Below are 18,997 nucleotides of genomic sequence, written 5' to 3'. Positions count from 1 at the left end.
TCTTAACTTTCAAGAGATTATTTTATGTGTTATAATATAAATTGTTAATTTTTATAATAGCAATTATAAAGAAAGGATGTCTTATCAAATGAACAAACATCTCGACAATGTAATAGTATATTCTCTAGTCATACTCGTACTTATACAACTATTTACAAATCTGTTTGAAACGATTCCAATACTCAGATTGTTTTTGGTCATTACATGTCTTTACCAATTTACAATCAGAGCATTTAGACCTCTTAGAAGACCGCTTATCTTTGTGATATTGCTAGCTATTGCAGTTCTTGAATTTACAAATATAAGCATGGCTTTTTCTGCTATTAGAGTATTTGAAATCATTGCTTTTTGTTTTTGTATATTCATCAACCTGAAATCACCTAAAGAAATTAAAACTAGCGATATTTAATTTTTCAATTATATTTTATTTAAATCAAAAAAGAGTACAAAACTGAAATTTCAATTTTGTACTCTTTTTTGATTATGATTCCAATATTTACTTATCAATTTTTTCCCACTCTTCAATATTCCAAAACACACCTACACCATGATGTCCCAAAAGTGTAGTTTCAGAAATACCCTTTATACTATTATTTGATCCGTAGATAGCATCAATATAAACCATAAATGTATATGGCATTTTCTCTGTCATAGCATGCTGAAACTCTGCATAGTACCCTTTCCTCTCATCTATATCTTCTGTTTCTCTAGCTTTTTTTAGATAGATATCAGCACTCTCATTAGAGTAATATTGGTAATTAGCTCCCTTAGCTGTACCAAAAACCTTATACGTATGATCATCTGGATCAAATGGACTACCCCAACCTATCAAAAATGCATCCTGATTGTCCCAGTCTATATCTGATTTTACCGAAACTTTAGCATTCACTCCTATAGCTTTTAAATTTTCTGCAGCTATCATAGCCATATCAGCCCTAACTTGATCGCCTTCCATGCAATTTATTTCAAATTCAAGCTTATCACCATCTTTTTCATAAATTCCATCATCATTCTTTATCCATTCATCCGCTTCTAAAAGGTCCATCGCTCTTTGAGGATTGTATTCAAATTTCTCTATATCTGGATTATTAAATTCACCCTTTTGAAGTGGTGAATAAGCTACTTCACCTTTTCCTAAAAGCACTGTTTCTAATATGGCGTTTCTATCTATAGCATAGCTAAGTGCATTTGTAATTCCTGGATGATTTTTAAACAACGGCGCATTAAAATTATACATTATACCCCTATAATCAGCTGTCTTCATATCATAAAATACCAGATTCTCATTAACTTCCATTGCCTTCGCTGATTTTGGTGTAACCTGTGCAAAATCAAGTTCTCCAGCTTCAAGCTGCATAGCTCTGATATTATCATCTGGAACTATTTTGAACATAACCTGATCTAATTTCGGTGCTCCCTCATAAAAATCTTCATTTTTTGAAAGAACTATAGCTTGTCCTCTATCCCATGCAGTTAATTCAAAAGGACCTGTACCTATTGGTTTTTGATTAAACTCTGCTGTAGCTAAATCCTCATTTTCAAGAATATGCTTTGGAAGTACCCCTATAGTCAAATAATCAGCCATAGCAACATTTGGTGTGCTGAGTACTATGTCTATAGACGTATCACTATTTACTCTTATATCACTTATATCCTCATAATTTGAAACTATTTCTGATCCATTTTCTGGATTCAATATAGCTTCCAATGTAAATTTCACATCATCTGCTGTAAATGCTATCCCATCATGCCACTTCACATCATCTCTAAGTTCAAAACTATATGTCATAGCATCGGAATCATAGCTCCATGACTTAGCCAAATCCGGCACTAAATCATTGTTTTTATCGTGTTGGAGTAAACCACTAAATATGAGAGCATTTATCTCTCCATGTTCGTAGAGCGCTGGATTTATACTCGTATAATCCTTACTACCGTATATAAGCGTATTTTCAGTAGATACCTCCTGCTTCGTATTATTCTCTACCGAAGGTGATTGTGTCTCTGATTGACAGCCCGATACAAGTATTGCTGTCATGAACAATATCCCCATTAATTTTTTTAATTTATTCATTTTGTCTCCTCCTCTAAGTTTATAGATGTGAACATCTCTGACTATTTCCCTTTTGCATCACATGACCTAGCCTAGTCATAGCACAAAGCGTTAGAACTAGAAATATTCCTGGTATTACAATCATCCACCAATGATTTTGAAGTACAGATTTCTGAGAAAGTGCGAGTAAACTTCCCCAAGACAATGTTTCAAGTGGCAATCCCAGCCCCAAAAAACTAAGAGTTGATTCGAGTCCTATCGATAATCCAATTTCGCTTATAATCATAAACATGATAGCTGGCATAAAATTAGGAATCAAATGCTTTAATAAAACTCTAAGAAACGAACTTCCCATAACTCTAGCAGCTAATACATATTCCATTTGCTTTAACTTCTTCACTTCACTTCTTACAATTTGTGCTATAGGCATCCATCTACTTACACCTATAACTATTGCAATCGAAAGTGGCGTTTTCGTCCCCAGCATGCCCTGCAAAAACACTATCATAAGTATAGATGGCATACTCAAGATTATCTCTATAAATCTTCTCATAATTCTATCAACTCTATTCGATGCAAATGCATTTATAGTTCCATACACAATGCCTATGCTACTAGATATAATAGTTGCAACTATACCTATAAAGAGAGAAATTCTCCCTCCATAACCTATCATACAGAGTAAATCCCTTCCCATAGAATCTGTTCCAAATAAGTGCCTCACGCTAGGCGAACTATAAACCTCTTTTAAATTCATTTCTGTTGGATTATATGGCATCCATATCTCACAAAACATGCACGCTAAAATTATAACTATAAGCAATCCCACAGTGAAATAAGGACACCTACGTTTTTTAGAATGAGGCATAAATTTTTTGGAACTCTCAAATGATGACTGCCCCTTTTTCATAATTACAAAATCTTCTTTCTGCCTAATTTTGTATTCACTATCCATCATTTGAAATCACCCCCATTTTTCATCCTAGGGTCTATTATTCCTTGAAGCGCTATAGCTAAATCGTTTGCAGCTATAACTACAAATCCAGTCATAAGTGTAAGTACCATCAGCATATTGTAATCATGGTATTTTGCACTCTCGAAGCTTAACAGTCCAAGCCCTGGGTAATTAAATACCGTCTCGATAACATATGTTCCTCCTAATAAATGAGGTAACGATAATGCCATCAAACTCAAAAATGTTGGCATTATATTTTTCAGGCAGTGAACAAATAAAGTCTTTTTCTTGCTCATTCCCTTTGATTTAGAAAGTCTGACATACTCTTCTCTAACTTCAGTTGATAGCTTATTTCTGACCATATATGCATAGTACCAGATATGACTCACCGCTAATGTCAAAAGTGGTAATATAATATGCTCTAGTCTATTAGCCAAATCATTTGATTTGCCCAAATCATAAGCCCCGCTTGATGGCAACAATTTCCACTTCACACTAAATAGAAACAAAAACATAAGTGCAAGCCAAAATGGAGGTATACTAGATGTAATCGTACCTATATAACAGATAAATCTATCCACCCATCTGCCCTCATAAAATATACAATAGACTCCTATCGTCAATGATCCTATAACAATTAATACAAATCCAAGTCCACCCAAAAGAAATGTATTGGGCAGAAAATCATTTATAACATCAACTGCGGGTTCTTTGTATTTTAGTGATATTCCAAAATCACCATGTATCGCTGATTTTAGCCAATATCCGTATTGTAAATAAATAGGTTTATCAAGACCTAATCTATGTCTCGCATCTAGCATCTGCTCTGTATTCATTTTTTGAAGTCCATCTCCATAATATGCCCTAAGAGGATCTCCTGGCGCCAGTCTCGAAAAGCAAAACACTACAAAGGACAATACCAATAGAGAAAATATCATATGGCGAAACATTCTGACAAAAATCTTCATGATTTCAATGCCACCTTTCTAGGAAACTCACAAAAACATAAAAAAACCACAAAGGAGATAGCAGCAATTATCGCTCCTATCCATTCACCTTCATGGTTTATACTCATCTTTATATTATTTTTGTGATAAAAATTTAATCTGTACTATAAATCTAAGAGCTCATGCTCTCTCGAATCTTCTTGATTCGCTCAATCATTGTCTCTATTTTAACATTTTTTTACTCTTTTTGCAAAAATGTTTCAAAATCTTTATTCAATTTCACTGCCATTCTTTAGATGCTACTTTCTGGCAATCCTCAGCTAATTTAGAAAGCCCTATTTGCACACAAGTTGCCGCATCTTCATTAGTCAGTACTATAAGACAATCTCCTGCAAGTATCTCCGTCTTACCATTTGGAATAATCTCTTTGTGCCCTCGCTGTATTCCAACTATAAGCGCATCACAAGGCCACTTCACATCCTTTACTCGGCTTCCATCTAAGCTAGATCCCAAACGCACTGTAGTTTCAATAAGTGATTTGATCCTAGAACTTGCCTTAAATGTCAGTCCTCTATTTTTCAGTAATTGATCTAATAATGATTCGTATATAGGTTCTGTCTTAAATGCATCTGCAATTAAATAAGCTACAACACATGCCATGGCTATTGCCAAAAAATGTTGAAATGAACCAGTCATCTCACTTATGAGAAGACAGCCTGTTATTGGCGCTCTAACTATAGCTGTAAAATATGCTGCCATGGCTAATATCACCATATTTTGAACATATTGCTCTGGCAAAAGCCCATATGTAACTAGCACTTGCCCAAATAATGTCCCTGTTATAGCTCCTATTACTAACAATGGCAAAAATATACCTCCCGGAGCTCCCGATCCATAACTAAGCATACTAAATATAAACTTTGCAACCAATAGCACGATTAGCATCTTTATTCCAAATTGCCACTTAACCATCCCCTCAACTAGATGATGTCCTCCTCTTAATACTTCTGGCAATACAAATGCCAATATTCCTGCAAGTGCAAATGGAATATAAAACTTATATCTTGAAAACTTAGTGTTCATCTTTCCATACCACTTTTGCGTCTTAATAAGAGTCTTATTGTATATAGCTCCAAAAACTCCTACGATTGCCCCTAAAAACAATACATACATATAGTACTTTAACGGTAATTGTTCGAGCCCACTAAAATCAAAAACTGGGTGAGTTCCAAAAAATTGTTTTGAAACAAAATCTCCACATACTGCTGATACTAGTGCAGTTAGTAGTACTACTGGCGAGAAATTTTTGTGAAGTTCTTCTAGTGCAAACATAACACCTGCAAGTGGTGCATTAAATGCAGCTGCAAGACCAGCACTAGCTCCACCTGTAATCAAAAATTTTGTCTCAATTTTTTTACACTTGAATATCTTAGAAGCCCCCTTACCTATAGCTGCTCCAAGCTGTATAGATGGACCTTCTCTACCAAGTGAAAGACCAGCTCCAATAGACATAAGACCTCCCACAAACTTCGCCACAAGAACTCGATACCACGGAAGATCTATCTGTCTTAGCAAATACCCTTCTACCTGCGGAATGCCCGATCCCTTTATAAGCGGTTCCATTTCCATGAGCCATTTTACAGATTTCGCCACTATGAAAAGCAGTACTGCGCCTGCTATAATCCACATAGGGTGCTCTCTTTGATAGTTAATAAAATCTCCAACTCTACTTCCTACTAAGTCTAGTAAAAATCGGTATAAAACCACGACAAGACCCGTCGCCACTCCTACACCAATTCCCTCTACTATCAATCGCACTTTAAAATTTTGCCAATGCTTTAGTGTAGAGTAGGTATTATCACGATTTTCCTGATTCTCTATTACTGAAGATTTTTCTCCTAATTCAGCCACAGAAATCACCTCTTTTTCAAATAGTATTGTATACAAATCGCGTCTACCTTGATTGTACATAATATATACTTAGCATTCAATACCATAATGAAAAATAAGATATTTCAAAACGTTGAATTAAATAGCTCATTTTTTAGTTCCATATCTTCCCTACTCTCTATCACTACAATATTTACTATTTTTTTACCTATTCTCTATAAAATTTTTATAATCGTCTAGCGTATTTATATTTACTACTTCTTCTTTAGTTTTTATCTCTAATGGCTTATATCGTATATTCAATGTATCAAACCATTTTTTTGGACTGTAATTTCTGAAATCATCTGTCTTTTGATCTAAAAAACATTTGAGTTTTGGTGCTAATGATCGCTTATATATTCCTATTAGTGGCTGAATCTCTCCATGTATTGTTGCAACTATGGCATCCTCAGTAAATTCATTCTCTACAAATGATGATAGACTATCGCTAGAAAGTTTTGGCATATCACATGGTATACAATATATAAAATCCTCACTGCTTCTTTCAAATGCAGTGTATAAACCTCCAAGTGGTCCTTTGCCCAATATACTATCTTCAATCCACTTCATTCTATGGTTGCTTAATCCATTCTTTTTCTGACCAACTACTAAAATCTCTTTCAGAAAATCTAATTTTTCACATGTCTTTTCCACAAATGTCTTTCCTTCGATTGGCAACATAGCCTTATTGAGATAACCCATTCTTCTTCCTTTACCACCGGCTAATATCAGCCCCGTCATATCTAATACACTAGCATATGATTTTTCACATTCTTTGGTATCAATATCTGCCTTCTCTATTCTACATGCAAGCCCTCTTATGCTGACAGAACTCATCTCACTATTTATGTTCTTTTTACTAGAAACTAAATTGTTGTAACTATAATCTAGTACCTTAAAAAGTTTCTCATCTTCATCCATTGGATCCCACCATCCAGTTTCTGCTATAACCACATCTTCGCTTATACCATCAACTGCTTTTACAACATGCTTTATTTTACCTACTTTTGTCTCTATCCATATCCAATCTCCATTTTTTACTCCCAATTTTAGGGCCTTCGTTCTTGATATTTCTGCAATTGGATACTTTTGTATATCCCTTAGTCCTTTTATAGGTTTTCCCTCTGAATTGTTAAATAATTTGCTTTTATATGTTGTGATGTACGAATTGTAGTATCCATCCAACTCTTCTATCACTTCTTCAGCAACTACTGGAATCGGCTTAGATCCCAATTTTTCAAGTTTTTTACTATAAAACTCCACCTTTCCAGTCTCTGTTTTAAATCCATTTAATTTATACTTTTCATATTTCTGGTCAATTTCTATATAAGGGTAACAACCTCCACTTTTTCTTATATCTTCTATAGTTTTACCACTTGGAGATATGCATTCACTCCAGTATTCATCACTGTCATTTTCGAAATTTCCTCCTAACTTTAGCTTTCGTCCAATTCTATTTAATATCTCAAAATCAGGCAAACTATTGTATGGAGTATCTATTATTCTCTGTAACTTCAGCGAACCGTCTAGTGCCTGTTTTACCGCTTCATATTCAAAATGAGAACTAGCAGGAAGCACTATGTCCGCCAAATTTGTAGTTGGCGTATGAAATATATCGCTCACCACTAAAAACTCTAAATGCTCAAGCGCCTTTATGGTTCTTTTTGTATCTGGCCAACTAGTTACAACATTAGATGCTTGTATAAATCCAGCTCTTATATTGTATGGTTCTCCTTCTAATATCGCATTCATAACACCTTGTGGCGATGCATTGTAGTGCTCGGGAATTTTAATATATTCAGCTCCAACTCTCTTTGCTTTTAGCTCTGGTGTAAAACAACTAAGTACCTCTTTACCATATGGCCAACGCCCCTTTGTCAATGATTTCGATTCATAATCTACCATACCACCGCTAACATCTAGTGAACCTGATAATGCTACTAATATACCTAATGCCCTTGCTTTCTGAAAACTATCTACATTCATATCAAAAGCATTTCCAGCCCATATGGCATTTGGCCTTGAAGCCATGTACAATTCTACAGTCTTTATTATATCCTTTTCGCAAATTCCAGTAAGTTTTGAAACAACCTTTGGAGTGTAACCATATACTAATTCAGCTATTTCATCGAATCCTACTACATATTTTTCAACCCATTTAGTATCATATAATTTATTCTCTATTATCAAATGAATCATACCGTATATCAAATATATATCCGTTCCAGGTCTTATTGGTAGCCACAAATCTGCTTTTAGAGCATGCTGTGTTTTTCTTGGATCTACAACTATTGTTTTCATTCCATTTTTTTGAGCTTCTATCAAATCATAAACTTCAAAAAATCTAGTATTGAATTTGTTTACTCCCCACAATATAGTACACTTGGTATTCTCATTTATATCTGGTTTCGGAAAATATCCCAAAGTATATATATAACCCCACATAAGAGGTGAATAGCAAATATAATCTGGACTAACTATGTTTGGAATACCAAAGCTAGTTGAAAGCTCTATCAATTGAGTATGGACGAAATCTCTAGAATACCCATATGCACTAAAAATACTCTCCGCGCCGTATTTGCTCTTTAAATCAATAAATCTATCTCCAATTTCATCTATAGCATCTTTCCACGATATTTCCTCCCATTTTCCTTCACCTCTTTTACCAGCTCTCTTTAGCGGAGTATTTATTCTTCTTTTGTTATATAATACCTCTAGACTCTTTTGTCCTTTTATACAAAGCCTCCCTCTCGAGACCTTATCTTCTTCGTCACCTCTAATGCTAGTAGCTCTATCATCTTCTATTGTCACTATAACTCCGCATTTATTTCCGCATACATCACACAATGTCTTTACTTCCCTCTTCATGTTAAAATCTCCTTCATGTTCATCATTTTTTTCTATTTCAACTTTTCTATTATCAAAAATACTTATAAACAAGCCAAATTATTGTTTTCAGCTTGAAATAAGTGGTAGTAGTATATATAATATTTTGCGTTCAGAAATTTTACCAAATATATGTAATATAAATATCAGTTAGGAGTGTTTTTTAGTGTTTAATAAGAGCAAAAATTCAATTTCAATTAAATTAATAGCACTACTCGGCGCAGCATTAATGCTTTTTTACTATGTTCTGCCATCTACCAATATTAAAAAATCAGATGATACAACATTTCGCTTAATCTCCGCATATAAACCCGCTACATCTATAGTGTTGGCTCTTGGAGCAGAAGACTATCTAGTTGGTATTCATGGCAGACCAAAATCAAATAAAGTAATACAATCTCTTTACGATAAATCTGATTATAATCTTACTAATGTCGGAGGACGCAAATCTGGTTATAATATAGAATCGATAATTGCATTAGAGCCTGATTTGATAATTCTTCCTCCAATGGATGAATCAGAAATTCTCATACAAAAATTAAAAGAATTTGACATAAACTATCTCTGCATAAATCCTGAAAGCGTAGAAAGTTTAAAATCATCTATATTAGAAATCGGCAAATCGATTAATCGAATCGAAAGAGCAAAAACCTTAGTAACATTTTTTAATAAATATCTAGATAAAATACAATCTAGAATTTCAGGTTCCTTTGATAAAAAAAGAGTGTATATAGCAGGTCCCTATGGTTATCTATCTACCATCTCACAAGATCTCTATCAACATGAAATGATAGAACTTGCAGGTGGTAGAGATGTATCATCACACTTAAATGGTAGCTGGAATGAAATATCTATAGAAGAGCTCATAAAACAAAATCCTGAAATAGTATTCTCTGTTCCCTATATGAAACCTGATGTTAATTTCGATTCTAATGATTTTGCAAAATCAAAAATTATTGCTTATCAAAACCAAGCTATATATAAAATTCCATCTAGTATAAGTTCTTGGGACACTCCTGAACCTCAAAGTATACTAGGTATCATTTGGATGAGCAAAAAAATCTATCCTGATTTATTTTCAGATATCGATATGATTGAATTAACAAATGGATTCTACAATGAGTTCTACGGCAAAAGCTTCCAAAAATTTGGAGGTTCACTAGATGAAATCAAATGATGTACTTAATATATCATCTAATGTTTTTAAAATGCTCTTCATAGTAATTATCTGTTTTTTCATTTCGCTAGGAATAGGACGATACGATATAGGTTTTTCAAATATAGATTTGATACTATCTATAAGATTTCCTAGAGTTCTTTTAGCACTGTCTACTGGGGGCATACTCGCTCTATGTGGGTTATTATTTCAAATGATATTTAAAAATCCTATAGCCTCCCCTGATATACTAGGTGTATCATCTGGAGCTTGTTTTGGTTCTGCCTTAGCTATTATTCTTCCATTCTCATTCTTTGGAAAAGTACAAATACTTTCATTTGTCTTTGCAATGATAGCTGTGATACTAACCTATAGTCTAAATAAATTTTCTAAAGACAAGAGTCTACTCTATCTTATACTCTCTGGAATCATAGTATCAGCGTTTTTTTCAGCTTCTTATAATTTTCTAAAATATATAGCTGACCCATATGAAGAACTTCCTTCAATAGTATTTTGGGCAATGGGTGGTCTCTACAGATCAACTTATACGAACTCTATAATTTCATTTATACTTTTGATTTCAAGTACGTTTTTGATTCACAAACTCTATTTCAAAATATCTATATTGACGATAGATGATGAATTAGCTATATCAATGGGCTTAGATGTTCAACTATTTCGCTGGATACTTCTCTGCTGGGTATCATTTCTGGTAGCGTATGTAATAAGCTTGATTGGTATAATAGGATGGATATCTCTGGTTATACCACATATCTCTTTGTTTCTATTTCCAAACTCTAGATATCGAATACTATTGACTGCACTCTCTGGTATGCTCTGTTTAATAATTCTAGACACATTAGCTCGTAGTCTATTCAGTTTTGAAATTCCAATTGGTATACTAAGCTCTATATTTAGCACACCTATACTCGCTTATCTAATATTTTCAAAAAAATTCATTCGAAAGGATACATAGTATGAAATCTCAATCAATTTTAAAAATGAATTCAATAAGCTTTAGTTATGACGATAGCTTCTCTCTGAATACAATTAATTTAGAATTCAAATCAGGAACAATCTACTCTTTGCTCGGTAAAAATGGCTCTGGCAAAACTACACTATTTAAACTTCTTCTCAACTTTATAAAGCCATGTGAAGGTTCTATATCTATAGACAACTCAAACTACGATTCTATATGCAATCTCTCTAAGCAAATTGCATATGTCCCCCAAATCAATAGTCTAAACTCTGATTTATCTGTATTTGACTTTATACTACTTGGTCGAAATCCTTATATAAACTATTTTCAAACACCTAGAAAAATAGATGTCAAAAAGACTTACGAAGTAATAGAATATACAAATCTATCTAATATCAAATTAAAGCCCTTAAATACTCTAAGCGGTGGTCAAATGCAATTAGTTTCTATAGCTAGAGCTCTAAATCAAGATACAGATTTCATAGTACTAGATGAGCCTAGTAGTTCTCTTGATATAGACCATCAGCACTCCATATTTTCATTACTATCGCATATGTCTTATTCAGAAAATAAATGTATAATATTTTCAACACATGACCCTTCTATAGCACTAAAATACAGCGATGAATCTATTCTTCTAAAAAAGGGCCACGTATTAATAAATGGCCCTAGCAATAGTATATTGACAAAAAATAATCTCTCTAAAATATACACTAGCTTTTCAGATAATAATTCAATAGCACTCACTACGGGAACTTTTTGAACCATCACTAGTCTAAAAACATAGGGATTTTATGCCTTTAAATTACACTCCTGCAATAGCTAAACCGTAAAATTATTGAACTGTAGCTCCTATGGGAACTTGTTCTACTGGATGAAGTATAAATGTCATATTCTCTCCTAATGAATGTGCATAATTTTTCAGTTTATTAATCTCACTTCTACTAAGGCTAGTTATTAGTATGCTTTTTTTGTCATTTGTAAGTCCATCTTTTGCATCATATATAGTAGCACTTCCGCCTAGAGTTCTCGTTATATACTCGCTTATAGGACCAAAATTTTCACCTAGCACTATAACTCTTCTATGCATACTAATCTCTGCCATTATATTTCTGATACAAATACATAGCAATACTACGCCAAACATAGCATAAAGACCTTTCTCTGCACCAAATGTAGTTATCGCTCCCGCTATTATTAAGGTGTCTACTATAAGTACTCCAAGAGGCATACTTGTATGAAAATATTTATTTAATATCTTTACTACTATGTCTAGGCCTCCTGTCGATGCATCTTGACTAAACGCTATTCCCATTCCCAAGCTACAAAGTACTATTCCCATTATCAATTGGATTAGGACATCGCTACTCATAGGCTCTATTACTGGAAAATATTTTACTAATATAGCTGTTATAATAGATGTCGAAAAACTACAAAACATAGTCCTAAAACTAAAAACAGGACCTATAAGCCAAAATCCTACTATATATAAACATACATCCATAATCATCATCAATAGCCCTATATTTGCATTTGGAGCATATGATTTTATTATTATCGCAATACCAGTTGTCCCTCCTGCCGCAATATTATTTGGCGCTAGGAATAATACTACTCCTAGCGCCAAGCAAAATGCAGCTAAAAATAAGATAGATAACTCCTTTATAATCTTATTCACTGCTGTCACCTCTAATTATTATTTTTCAATCCAAGTATTCCAGAAATAAGGCTGAGCTCCATTTGCATAACCCTTAAGTTTAGAATTCAATAAATGCATACGACTGTATTCCACACTTTTGATATAAGGTAGACTCTCCCAAGTTTTGGCATAGAATTCTTTAACTATATCAAATCTCTTATCAAAATCTGTTTCTTTCATCATTCTTGCAAATATCTCATCCATTTGCTTTGAATCTTCATCGTCCCAATTTGAAATCCATGCATTTGTACCTGTCCATGCAGACTGAACCTGTGGATCTGGGCAAGCCATATAGAAATAAGACAAATGTAAATTCCAACCGTCTTTTTTAGATCTCTTATCTACTACTGTTGGTCTATCAAAAAGTTCTACCTTTACATTAAATCCTGCTTTTTCTAGCTGAGATTTAAGTGCAATCGCACCTTGCGCTTCTATTTTATCGTCTTGACCTGAAAGTATGACTATAGGGGTTCCATCGTAATTAGATTTAGCTAACAACTCCTTTGCCTTGTCAGTATCGTAGTTATTGTAAACGCCCTTTCCAGAGTTTTCTTCATACCATATAGTTCCCTTAGGGAATATACTTCCGTCAACTGTCCAAAAAGCTTCATTACCAATCATAGTTCTTCCGAATTCTTCCATATCTATAGCATAAGCAAGTGCTCTTCTCATGTCTTTATTGTCAAATGGAGCCGTTCCATTGTTTATTATGATCATTTCCATACCATCAGGTTTAACTATCACCGGCTCTACATTTCCGTCACTAGTCAAAAGTTCATATTGATCTTGAGGCGCTTCTTCTGCAAACATAAACTCACCGGTTTGTGTTCCAGCAACCCTAGTAGATTGCTCTGCTATAAATTTGATAGAAATATTATCTGCATATGCAACTCTTTTTCCTGCTAATCCTGATGCCGGAAGTTCGCTTGGCATATATTCATCAAATCTTTCCAAGTTTACATATTGGTCTGGAATCCAACCTACAAATTTATAAGGACCAGTACCAATGTGTTCTTCTAATATATTGTCTCCGTATTTTTCTATAAGTTCTTTTGGTCTTATAACAAGTTTTTGATTCGAAACATGAGATGCTATAACACTTATAAATGGTGCATAAGGTTCGTTGAATACAAACTTCACTTCATAAGGTGATACTACCTCTAATTTGTCAAAATAAGGTTTTATCATATTTCCTGCATCGTTATTTTTTAGCCATCTTTCGAAAGAAGCCTTAACATCATCTGCTGTCATTTCACTTCCGTCATGAAACTTCACACCTTCTCTAAGCTTTACTGTGTATACTTTAGAATCTTCACTTAAAGTATATTCTTTTGCTAAATGTGGTTGCGGTTTAAATTCTGCATCAAATTCAAACAACCCTTCATACACGTGATTCATAATAGATGAAATTGCCCAGTCGGTCGATTTGTCACTATCAAGATGTGGTGGCGTCATCTTTTGTGCTACATTTATAGTTCCCCCAAATTTTGTTTCTTCTGGGCTTTTTTCTGCCTGAGCAGATACTTTTGTTTTCTCGCTTCCCTCTGAATCTTTTACTTCACTAGCAGATCCTCCGCATCCTACTAGGCTCATCATAACCATTAGTGATATACCTAGTCCTGCCATAAATTTCAAACTCTTACTTCTCATTTACCATACTCCCCCTTAAACTAATTAACTCTATTTATACATATGACAAGCCACATAGTGCTCATCTTTATACATATCTAACTTTGGTTTTGAATCTCTGCAAATAGCTTTTGAATATTTACATCTTCCATAAAATTTGCATCCAGCAATATTGCTCTCATAACTCGGTACCTCGCCCTCTATCTCGCCTAAATCTTGATTTAAGCTAGGATTCGGTTTTAGTATAGATTTCATCAAAAGCTCTGTATATGGATGTTTACTCGATTTGAATATATCATCTGAAGTTCCCATCTCGGCTATTTCACCTAAATACATCACACAAACCCTATCGCTTATATAATTCACTACAGACAAATCATGTGATATAAAAAGATACGTTATACCCATACTTTTTTTTATAGATTTAAATAGATTAAGTATTTGGTTCTGTATTGATACATCAAGCGCCGAAACAGCTTCATCACAAACTATAATATCTGGTTTCAATATAAGGGCCCTAGCTATTGCTATTCTCTGCCTTTGCCCCCCACTAAATTCATGTGGATATTTGTACAATGCATGTTCTTGAAGTCCTACAGTTTCTATAACTTCTAGTACTCTATCTTTTATTTCATCTCTATTTAAACTTTGGTGATGTCTCAGTGGTTCTGCTATGAGATCAAATACTTTCATTCTAGGATTCAGTGATGAAAATGGATCTTGAAATACTATCTGTAGCTTTGATCGCAATTTTCTCAGTTCCCCTGATTTAAGTTTCAGTATATCTTCGCCCTTGAAATAAACCGCTCCACCATCTGCTTCTAAAAGTCTTAGCACTAGCCTTGCAGTAGTTGATTTCCCACACCCAGATTCTCCTACCAGTCCAAGCACTTCTCCTTTTTTTAGTTCAAATGACAAATCATCTATCACCTTCATATATTTTTTACCTATTCCAAAATATCCATTATCTAAAACAAATGACTTCTCTAAATTTCTAACTTTAAGTATGGTTTCTTCATTCTTCACGCCAGTTTCTCACCTCTCACATGCTCCTTACAAAAGCATTTGTACTCTCCGTTTCCAAACTTTTCTGTTTCCGGCTTCTCATATTCACAATGTTTCATAGCAACTGGACATCTTTCATAAAAATGGCATCCACTTTTAAACTCACTTGCGCGAGGTACCATCCCCTCTATCACTGCTAAGCTCTCTTCTCCTAAATCTAATGATGAAACAGAACTTATAAGCCCTTTAGTATATGGATGTTTGGGATTATTAAATAAAGTATCTACATCGTTATGTTCTACTAATTGTCCTGCATACATAACCATAACTCTATCTGCAATAGCTGCTACTACACCTAAATCATGTGTTATAAGTAATATTGTAGTATCATAATCTTTATTTATGGATTTCATAAGCGCTAGTATTTGTGACTGCATACTCACATCTAATGCAGTTGTAGGTTCGTCTGCTATTATGAGCTTAGGTCTACAAGCTATCGCCATAGCTATCATCACTCTTTGTCTTATACCTCCAGACATTTGATGTGGATATTGGTCAAATCTCTTATCAGCAGATGGAATTCCAACTGATTGCAAAAGCTCTAGCGCCTTTTTTCTAGCTTCTTTTTTAGAACATCTCTCGTGAATTCTAAACATCTCTGCTACTTGCTTTCCAATAGTATATACAGGATTTAGAGCTGTCATAGGCTCTTGAAATATCATCGAAATATCATTTCCCCATATCTTCTGTAACTCTTTTCTTTTTAGTTTAAGCACATCCCTTCCTTCAAACTCTACCATGCCGCTTTCTATAAGTCCCGCTTCTGCACTTATTGCATTTAAAACACTAAGAGATGTAACACTCTTTCCACTACCAGACTCTCCAACTAGTGCTACTATCTCGCCTTTATACAAATCAAAATTTATATTTTCTATGACAGGTACTAGTTTAGAGTCTATATAAAAACTAGTCTTTAAATCCCTGACTTTAAGTAATTTTTCCATATCGTCCTCCCTATCCTCTGCTCTGTTTCAATCTAGGGTCTAATACATCTCTAAGTCCATCTCCTATGAGATTTAGCCCAAGTACAGATATCACTATAGCAATACCAGGAAAAAATATTTGCCAAGGCGCTACACTCATAAACGTCCTAGCTTCTGTTATCATTCCGCCCAAACTAGGTGCTGGTGGTTCTATTCCCACTCCCAAAAAGCTAAGTGCTGCTTCATCTAGTATCGCAAGTGCAAATATAAATGTCATCTGAACGAGCATAGGTGCAAGTGAGTTTGCTAATATATACTTAATCAAAATATATGGCTTCTTCGCTCCTATTGCGATTGCCGACTCAACATAATCCTGCTCTTTCACTACCAATACGCTCGCTCTAAGTACTCTCGCCATTGTTGGAAAATAAGCAAATGACAGTGCAAGTATTATATTTCCCTTTCCAGCTCCGGATATAGCTGATAGTATTATCGCTATTATAATTCCTGGAAATGCCAAAAGACCATCTAGTATTCTCATCAAAATATTATCCAGCCATTTAATACTTCCAGCTACTAATCCTACAAAACCACCTATAAACGTACTTAGTATAGTCACTATAAACCCAATTTCTATAGATACTCTAGCTCCATAGAACACCCTACTCATGATATCTCGTCCAAAGTTATCCGTTCCCATAAAATGATCCATAGAAGGCTTTAGCAATCTGTCCTTTCCTTCCATCATAAGTGGGTCATATGGTGCTAAATGCGAAGCAAATATCGCTACTAAAAGCACTGCTCCAAATAATATTCCACCTGTTATGATATAAGGATGAATTTTGTTTCTCCTTGCATTCGATTTCAATTTCATATCCAAATACTCCTCTATATAGTTTTACTCTACTCTTACTCTAGGGTTTAAAAATGCATAGCTTATATCTATTATCAAATTTACTCCAAGATATATAAAAGCAGTAAACATCATGCATCCCTGTATAACCGGGTAGTCCCTTTTTAGTATAGCGCTCATAGCAAGTGCACCTGTTCCTGGTATGTTAAAAACTGTCTCTACAACCCAAGTTCCCCCAAGTAAAACAGCTATACTAAATCCAATTATAGTCATAACTGGTGGCATAGCATTTTTTAGACAATGCTTGAAAAGAACTAATCTATTAGGCACTCCCTTTAACCTTGCCGTCCTTATATAGTCCTGCTTTAGTATCTCAAGCATAGAGCTTCTAGTCATTCTTGCTATAAGTCCACTTTGCATGACACCTATCGTCACAGCAGGTAATATCAAGTACTTGATACATCCTATGCCTACTTCTGAAAATGACTGGTATCCATATACAGGTAGCCAATTAAGCTTCACTCCAAATAGTAGCATTAGCATAAGTGATAGCCAAAAACTTGGAACTGAAACTCCAAATAACGACACTCCTATAGCACTTTGGTCTACCCATGTTCTATGTTTTATCGCTGCTAATATCCCAAGCGGTACTCCAATCAATATACCTATTATTTCTCCTAAAATAGCAAGTATTATCGTTGGCTCTAACCTAGATACAATAACTTTTGTAACCTTTTCGTGCAAAAAAATAGACTCTCCTAAGTCTCCTCTAATAACATTGTCAATCCATGTCTTGAACTGAACCGCAATAGGCTTATCAAAACCGAGCGTTTTATTCATCTCTGCTATCTGTGTTTCATTGGCAAAATCTCCAAGCATCATTCTCACTGGATCTCCAGGCATGATGTGGGTTATGGCAAAAGAAACTAGAAGTACCACAACCAAAACTGGAATAATCATACAAATCCTCTTTACTAAATACCTAAGCACTAAAAACCCCTCCACACTTCCTCAAATCAAAACTTTTATGAATACTTTATTCACCTTTCAAAGTATATATCACATTTACACTGAATTCTAATAATGTTTTTTTATGGTAATTTATCAAGTATAAATTTTATTAATACTGTTTGAAATCCTTTTTATTATCAAGTGCGATTTTAACTTATTGACCACTAAAAAATGCCATAATCCAAAATTTCAATAAAACTCAATTGAAATTTCAGACTAAGGCACTAATATAACAAACATCCCTTTATCTTCTACATTATATTCTTAATTCTATCAACCCCGCTAGCTATAATACATCCAATGACAGCTCCATCTATTAGCACTACAACCACAGCTCCAATTCCTCTAATATTCCCTGTGATATAACTAATACATACAAAAGATACAGTAGCAGCTAAAAATATAAGCCAATAAATAACTTTACACTTTAATTCTCTATTCAACAATTCAAAATCGCCTTTAGCTCTGTTTCTAAATACATACATCGCTATAATGAAAAATCCAATCAAAGTACTTCCATGCTGCAAAAATTTATATACAGGCCATCTAAAGCTAGCAATGTACACTTCATTTTTAAATATTTCAAACATCTGAACGAAGTATCCCGTTTCATGAGTCCAGCTATCCCAAAATATATGACTCCACGCACCAATTATGATGGAAAGTATAAATACACTCCATGCTTTGAATCCTTTTATCTTCCATTTGAATCTAGCAATTTCTACAAAATATCTTTGGATAGATACAGGAAAATTCGAAACTAATGGTAGTTTTACCATATAGTGAAATATATATGCGAGCAATATAGCAATAGGAACATTCATCACAAATACTCCCCACCAAGTATGCCCTACAGTCCCAAATGGTTTGAGCCTCAAGAAATATTCAAAATCTGGAGACATCGCTCCAAGT

The 18,997-nt window shown here is 34.3% G+C and carries 16 protein-coding genes; 3 read left to right on the top strand and 13 right to left on the bottom strand.

The window, feature by feature from the left end:
- Positions 1–210: 210 nt before the first annotated feature.
- From N4A40_04215 to N4A40_04190, 6 genes are all read right to left on the bottom strand, one after another.
- Entirely contained in the window at positions 211–366 is a 156-nt protein-coding gene (locus N4A40_04215) for a hypothetical protein (protein ID MCT4661044.1), read from the bottom strand.
- Positions 367–496: 130 nt separating this feature from the next.
- On the bottom strand, positions 497–2,074 hold the full coding sequence (locus N4A40_04210; protein MCT4661043.1) for an ABC transporter substrate-binding protein: 1,578 nt from the start codon (positions 2,072–2,074) through the stop codon (positions 497–499).
- Between the two features lie 19 nt (positions 2,075–2,093).
- The gene (locus N4A40_04205; protein MCT4661042.1) at positions 2,094–3,011 is read right to left on the bottom strand and encodes an ABC transporter permease; all 918 of its coding nucleotides are present in this window, start codon (positions 3,009–3,011) and stop codon (positions 2,094–2,096) included.
- Positions 3,008–3,976 (bottom strand): ABC transporter permease, encoded by a 969-nt coding sequence (locus N4A40_04200; protein MCT4661041.1) that lies wholly within the window; start codon positions 3,974–3,976, stop codon positions 3,008–3,010. Before N4A40_04200 ends, N4A40_04205 begins: the two co-directional genes overlap by 4 nt.
- A 258-nt stretch (positions 3,977–4,234) precedes the next feature.
- Positions 4,235–5,866, bottom strand: a complete 1,632-nt coding sequence (locus N4A40_04195) for a ClC family H(+)/Cl(-) exchange transporter (protein ID MCT4661040.1) — start codon at positions 5,864–5,866, stop codon at positions 4,235–4,237.
- A 183-nt stretch (positions 5,867–6,049) separates the two neighbouring features.
- Positions 6,050–8,752 carry a molybdopterin-dependent oxidoreductase gene (locus N4A40_04190; GenBank protein MCT4661039.1) on the bottom strand — a complete coding sequence of 901 codons (2,703 nt, stop codon included), beginning with the start codon at positions 8,750–8,752 and terminating at the stop codon, positions 6,050–6,052.
- Positions 8,753–8,936: 184 nt separating this feature from the next.
- On the opposite strand from N4A40_04190, the gene N4A40_04185 reads away from it, so the two are divergent.
- The 3 genes from N4A40_04185 to N4A40_04175 are packed head-to-tail and all read left to right on the top strand — an operon-like array spanning position 8,937 to position 11,668.
- Entirely contained in the window at positions 8,937–9,947 is a 1,011-nt protein-coding gene (locus N4A40_04185) for an ABC transporter substrate-binding protein (protein ID MCT4661038.1), read from the top strand.
- Entirely contained in the window at positions 9,934–10,902 is a 969-nt protein-coding gene (locus N4A40_04180) for an iron ABC transporter permease (protein MCT4661037.1), read from the top strand. Before N4A40_04185 ends, N4A40_04180 begins: the two co-directional genes overlap by 14 nt.
- A 25-nt stretch (positions 10,903–10,927) precedes the next feature.
- Entirely contained in the window at positions 10,928–11,668 is a 741-nt protein-coding gene (locus N4A40_04175) for an ABC transporter ATP-binding protein (GenBank protein ID MCT4661036.1), read from the top strand.
- A 72-nt stretch (positions 11,669–11,740) separates the two neighbouring features.
- On the opposite strand, the gene N4A40_04170 is transcribed toward N4A40_04175, so the two are convergent.
- From N4A40_04170 to N4A40_04140, 7 genes are all read right to left on the bottom strand, one after another.
- Positions 11,741–12,583: a YitT family protein gene (locus N4A40_04170; GenBank protein MCT4661035.1), complete on the bottom strand. Its 843-nt coding sequence runs from the start codon at positions 12,581–12,583 to the stop codon at positions 11,741–11,743.
- A gap of 18 nt (positions 12,584–12,601) precedes the next feature.
- On the bottom strand, positions 12,602–14,254 hold the full coding sequence (locus tag N4A40_04165) for an ABC transporter substrate-binding protein (GenBank protein ID MCT4661034.1): 1,653 nt from the start codon (positions 14,252–14,254) through the stop codon (positions 12,602–12,604).
- A 30-nt stretch (positions 14,255–14,284) separates the two neighbouring features.
- On the bottom strand, positions 14,285–15,259 hold the full coding sequence (locus N4A40_04160) for an ABC transporter ATP-binding protein (GenBank protein MCT4661033.1): 975 nt from the start codon (positions 15,257–15,259) through the stop codon (positions 14,285–14,287).
- Positions 15,256–16,242, bottom strand: coding sequence for an ABC transporter ATP-binding protein (locus N4A40_04155; GenBank protein ID MCT4661032.1), 987 nt, complete (start codon positions 16,240–16,242; stop codon positions 15,256–15,258). The genes N4A40_04160 and N4A40_04155 overlap by 4 nt, the downstream gene beginning before the upstream one ends.
- Positions 16,243–16,252: 10 nt before the next feature.
- Entirely contained in the window at positions 16,253–17,095 is an 843-nt protein-coding gene (locus N4A40_04150; protein MCT4661031.1) for an ABC transporter permease, read from the bottom strand.
- A gap of 24 nt (positions 17,096–17,119) precedes the next feature.
- Positions 17,120–18,064, bottom strand: coding sequence for an ABC transporter permease (locus tag N4A40_04145; protein ID MCT4661030.1), 945 nt, complete (start codon positions 18,062–18,064; stop codon positions 17,120–17,122).
- A gap of 272 nt (positions 18,065–18,336) precedes the next feature.
- A partial coding sequence (locus N4A40_04140; GenBank protein MCT4661029.1) for a DUF4184 family protein occupies positions 18,337–18,997 on the bottom strand: 661 nt, incomplete at its 5' end.

The organism is Tissierellales bacterium (assembly GCA_025210965.1).
Classification (GTDB): Bacteria; Bacillota; Clostridia; order Tissierellales; family JAOAQY01; genus JAOAQY01.
This window is presented reverse-complemented; position numbering and strand designations above follow the sequence as displayed.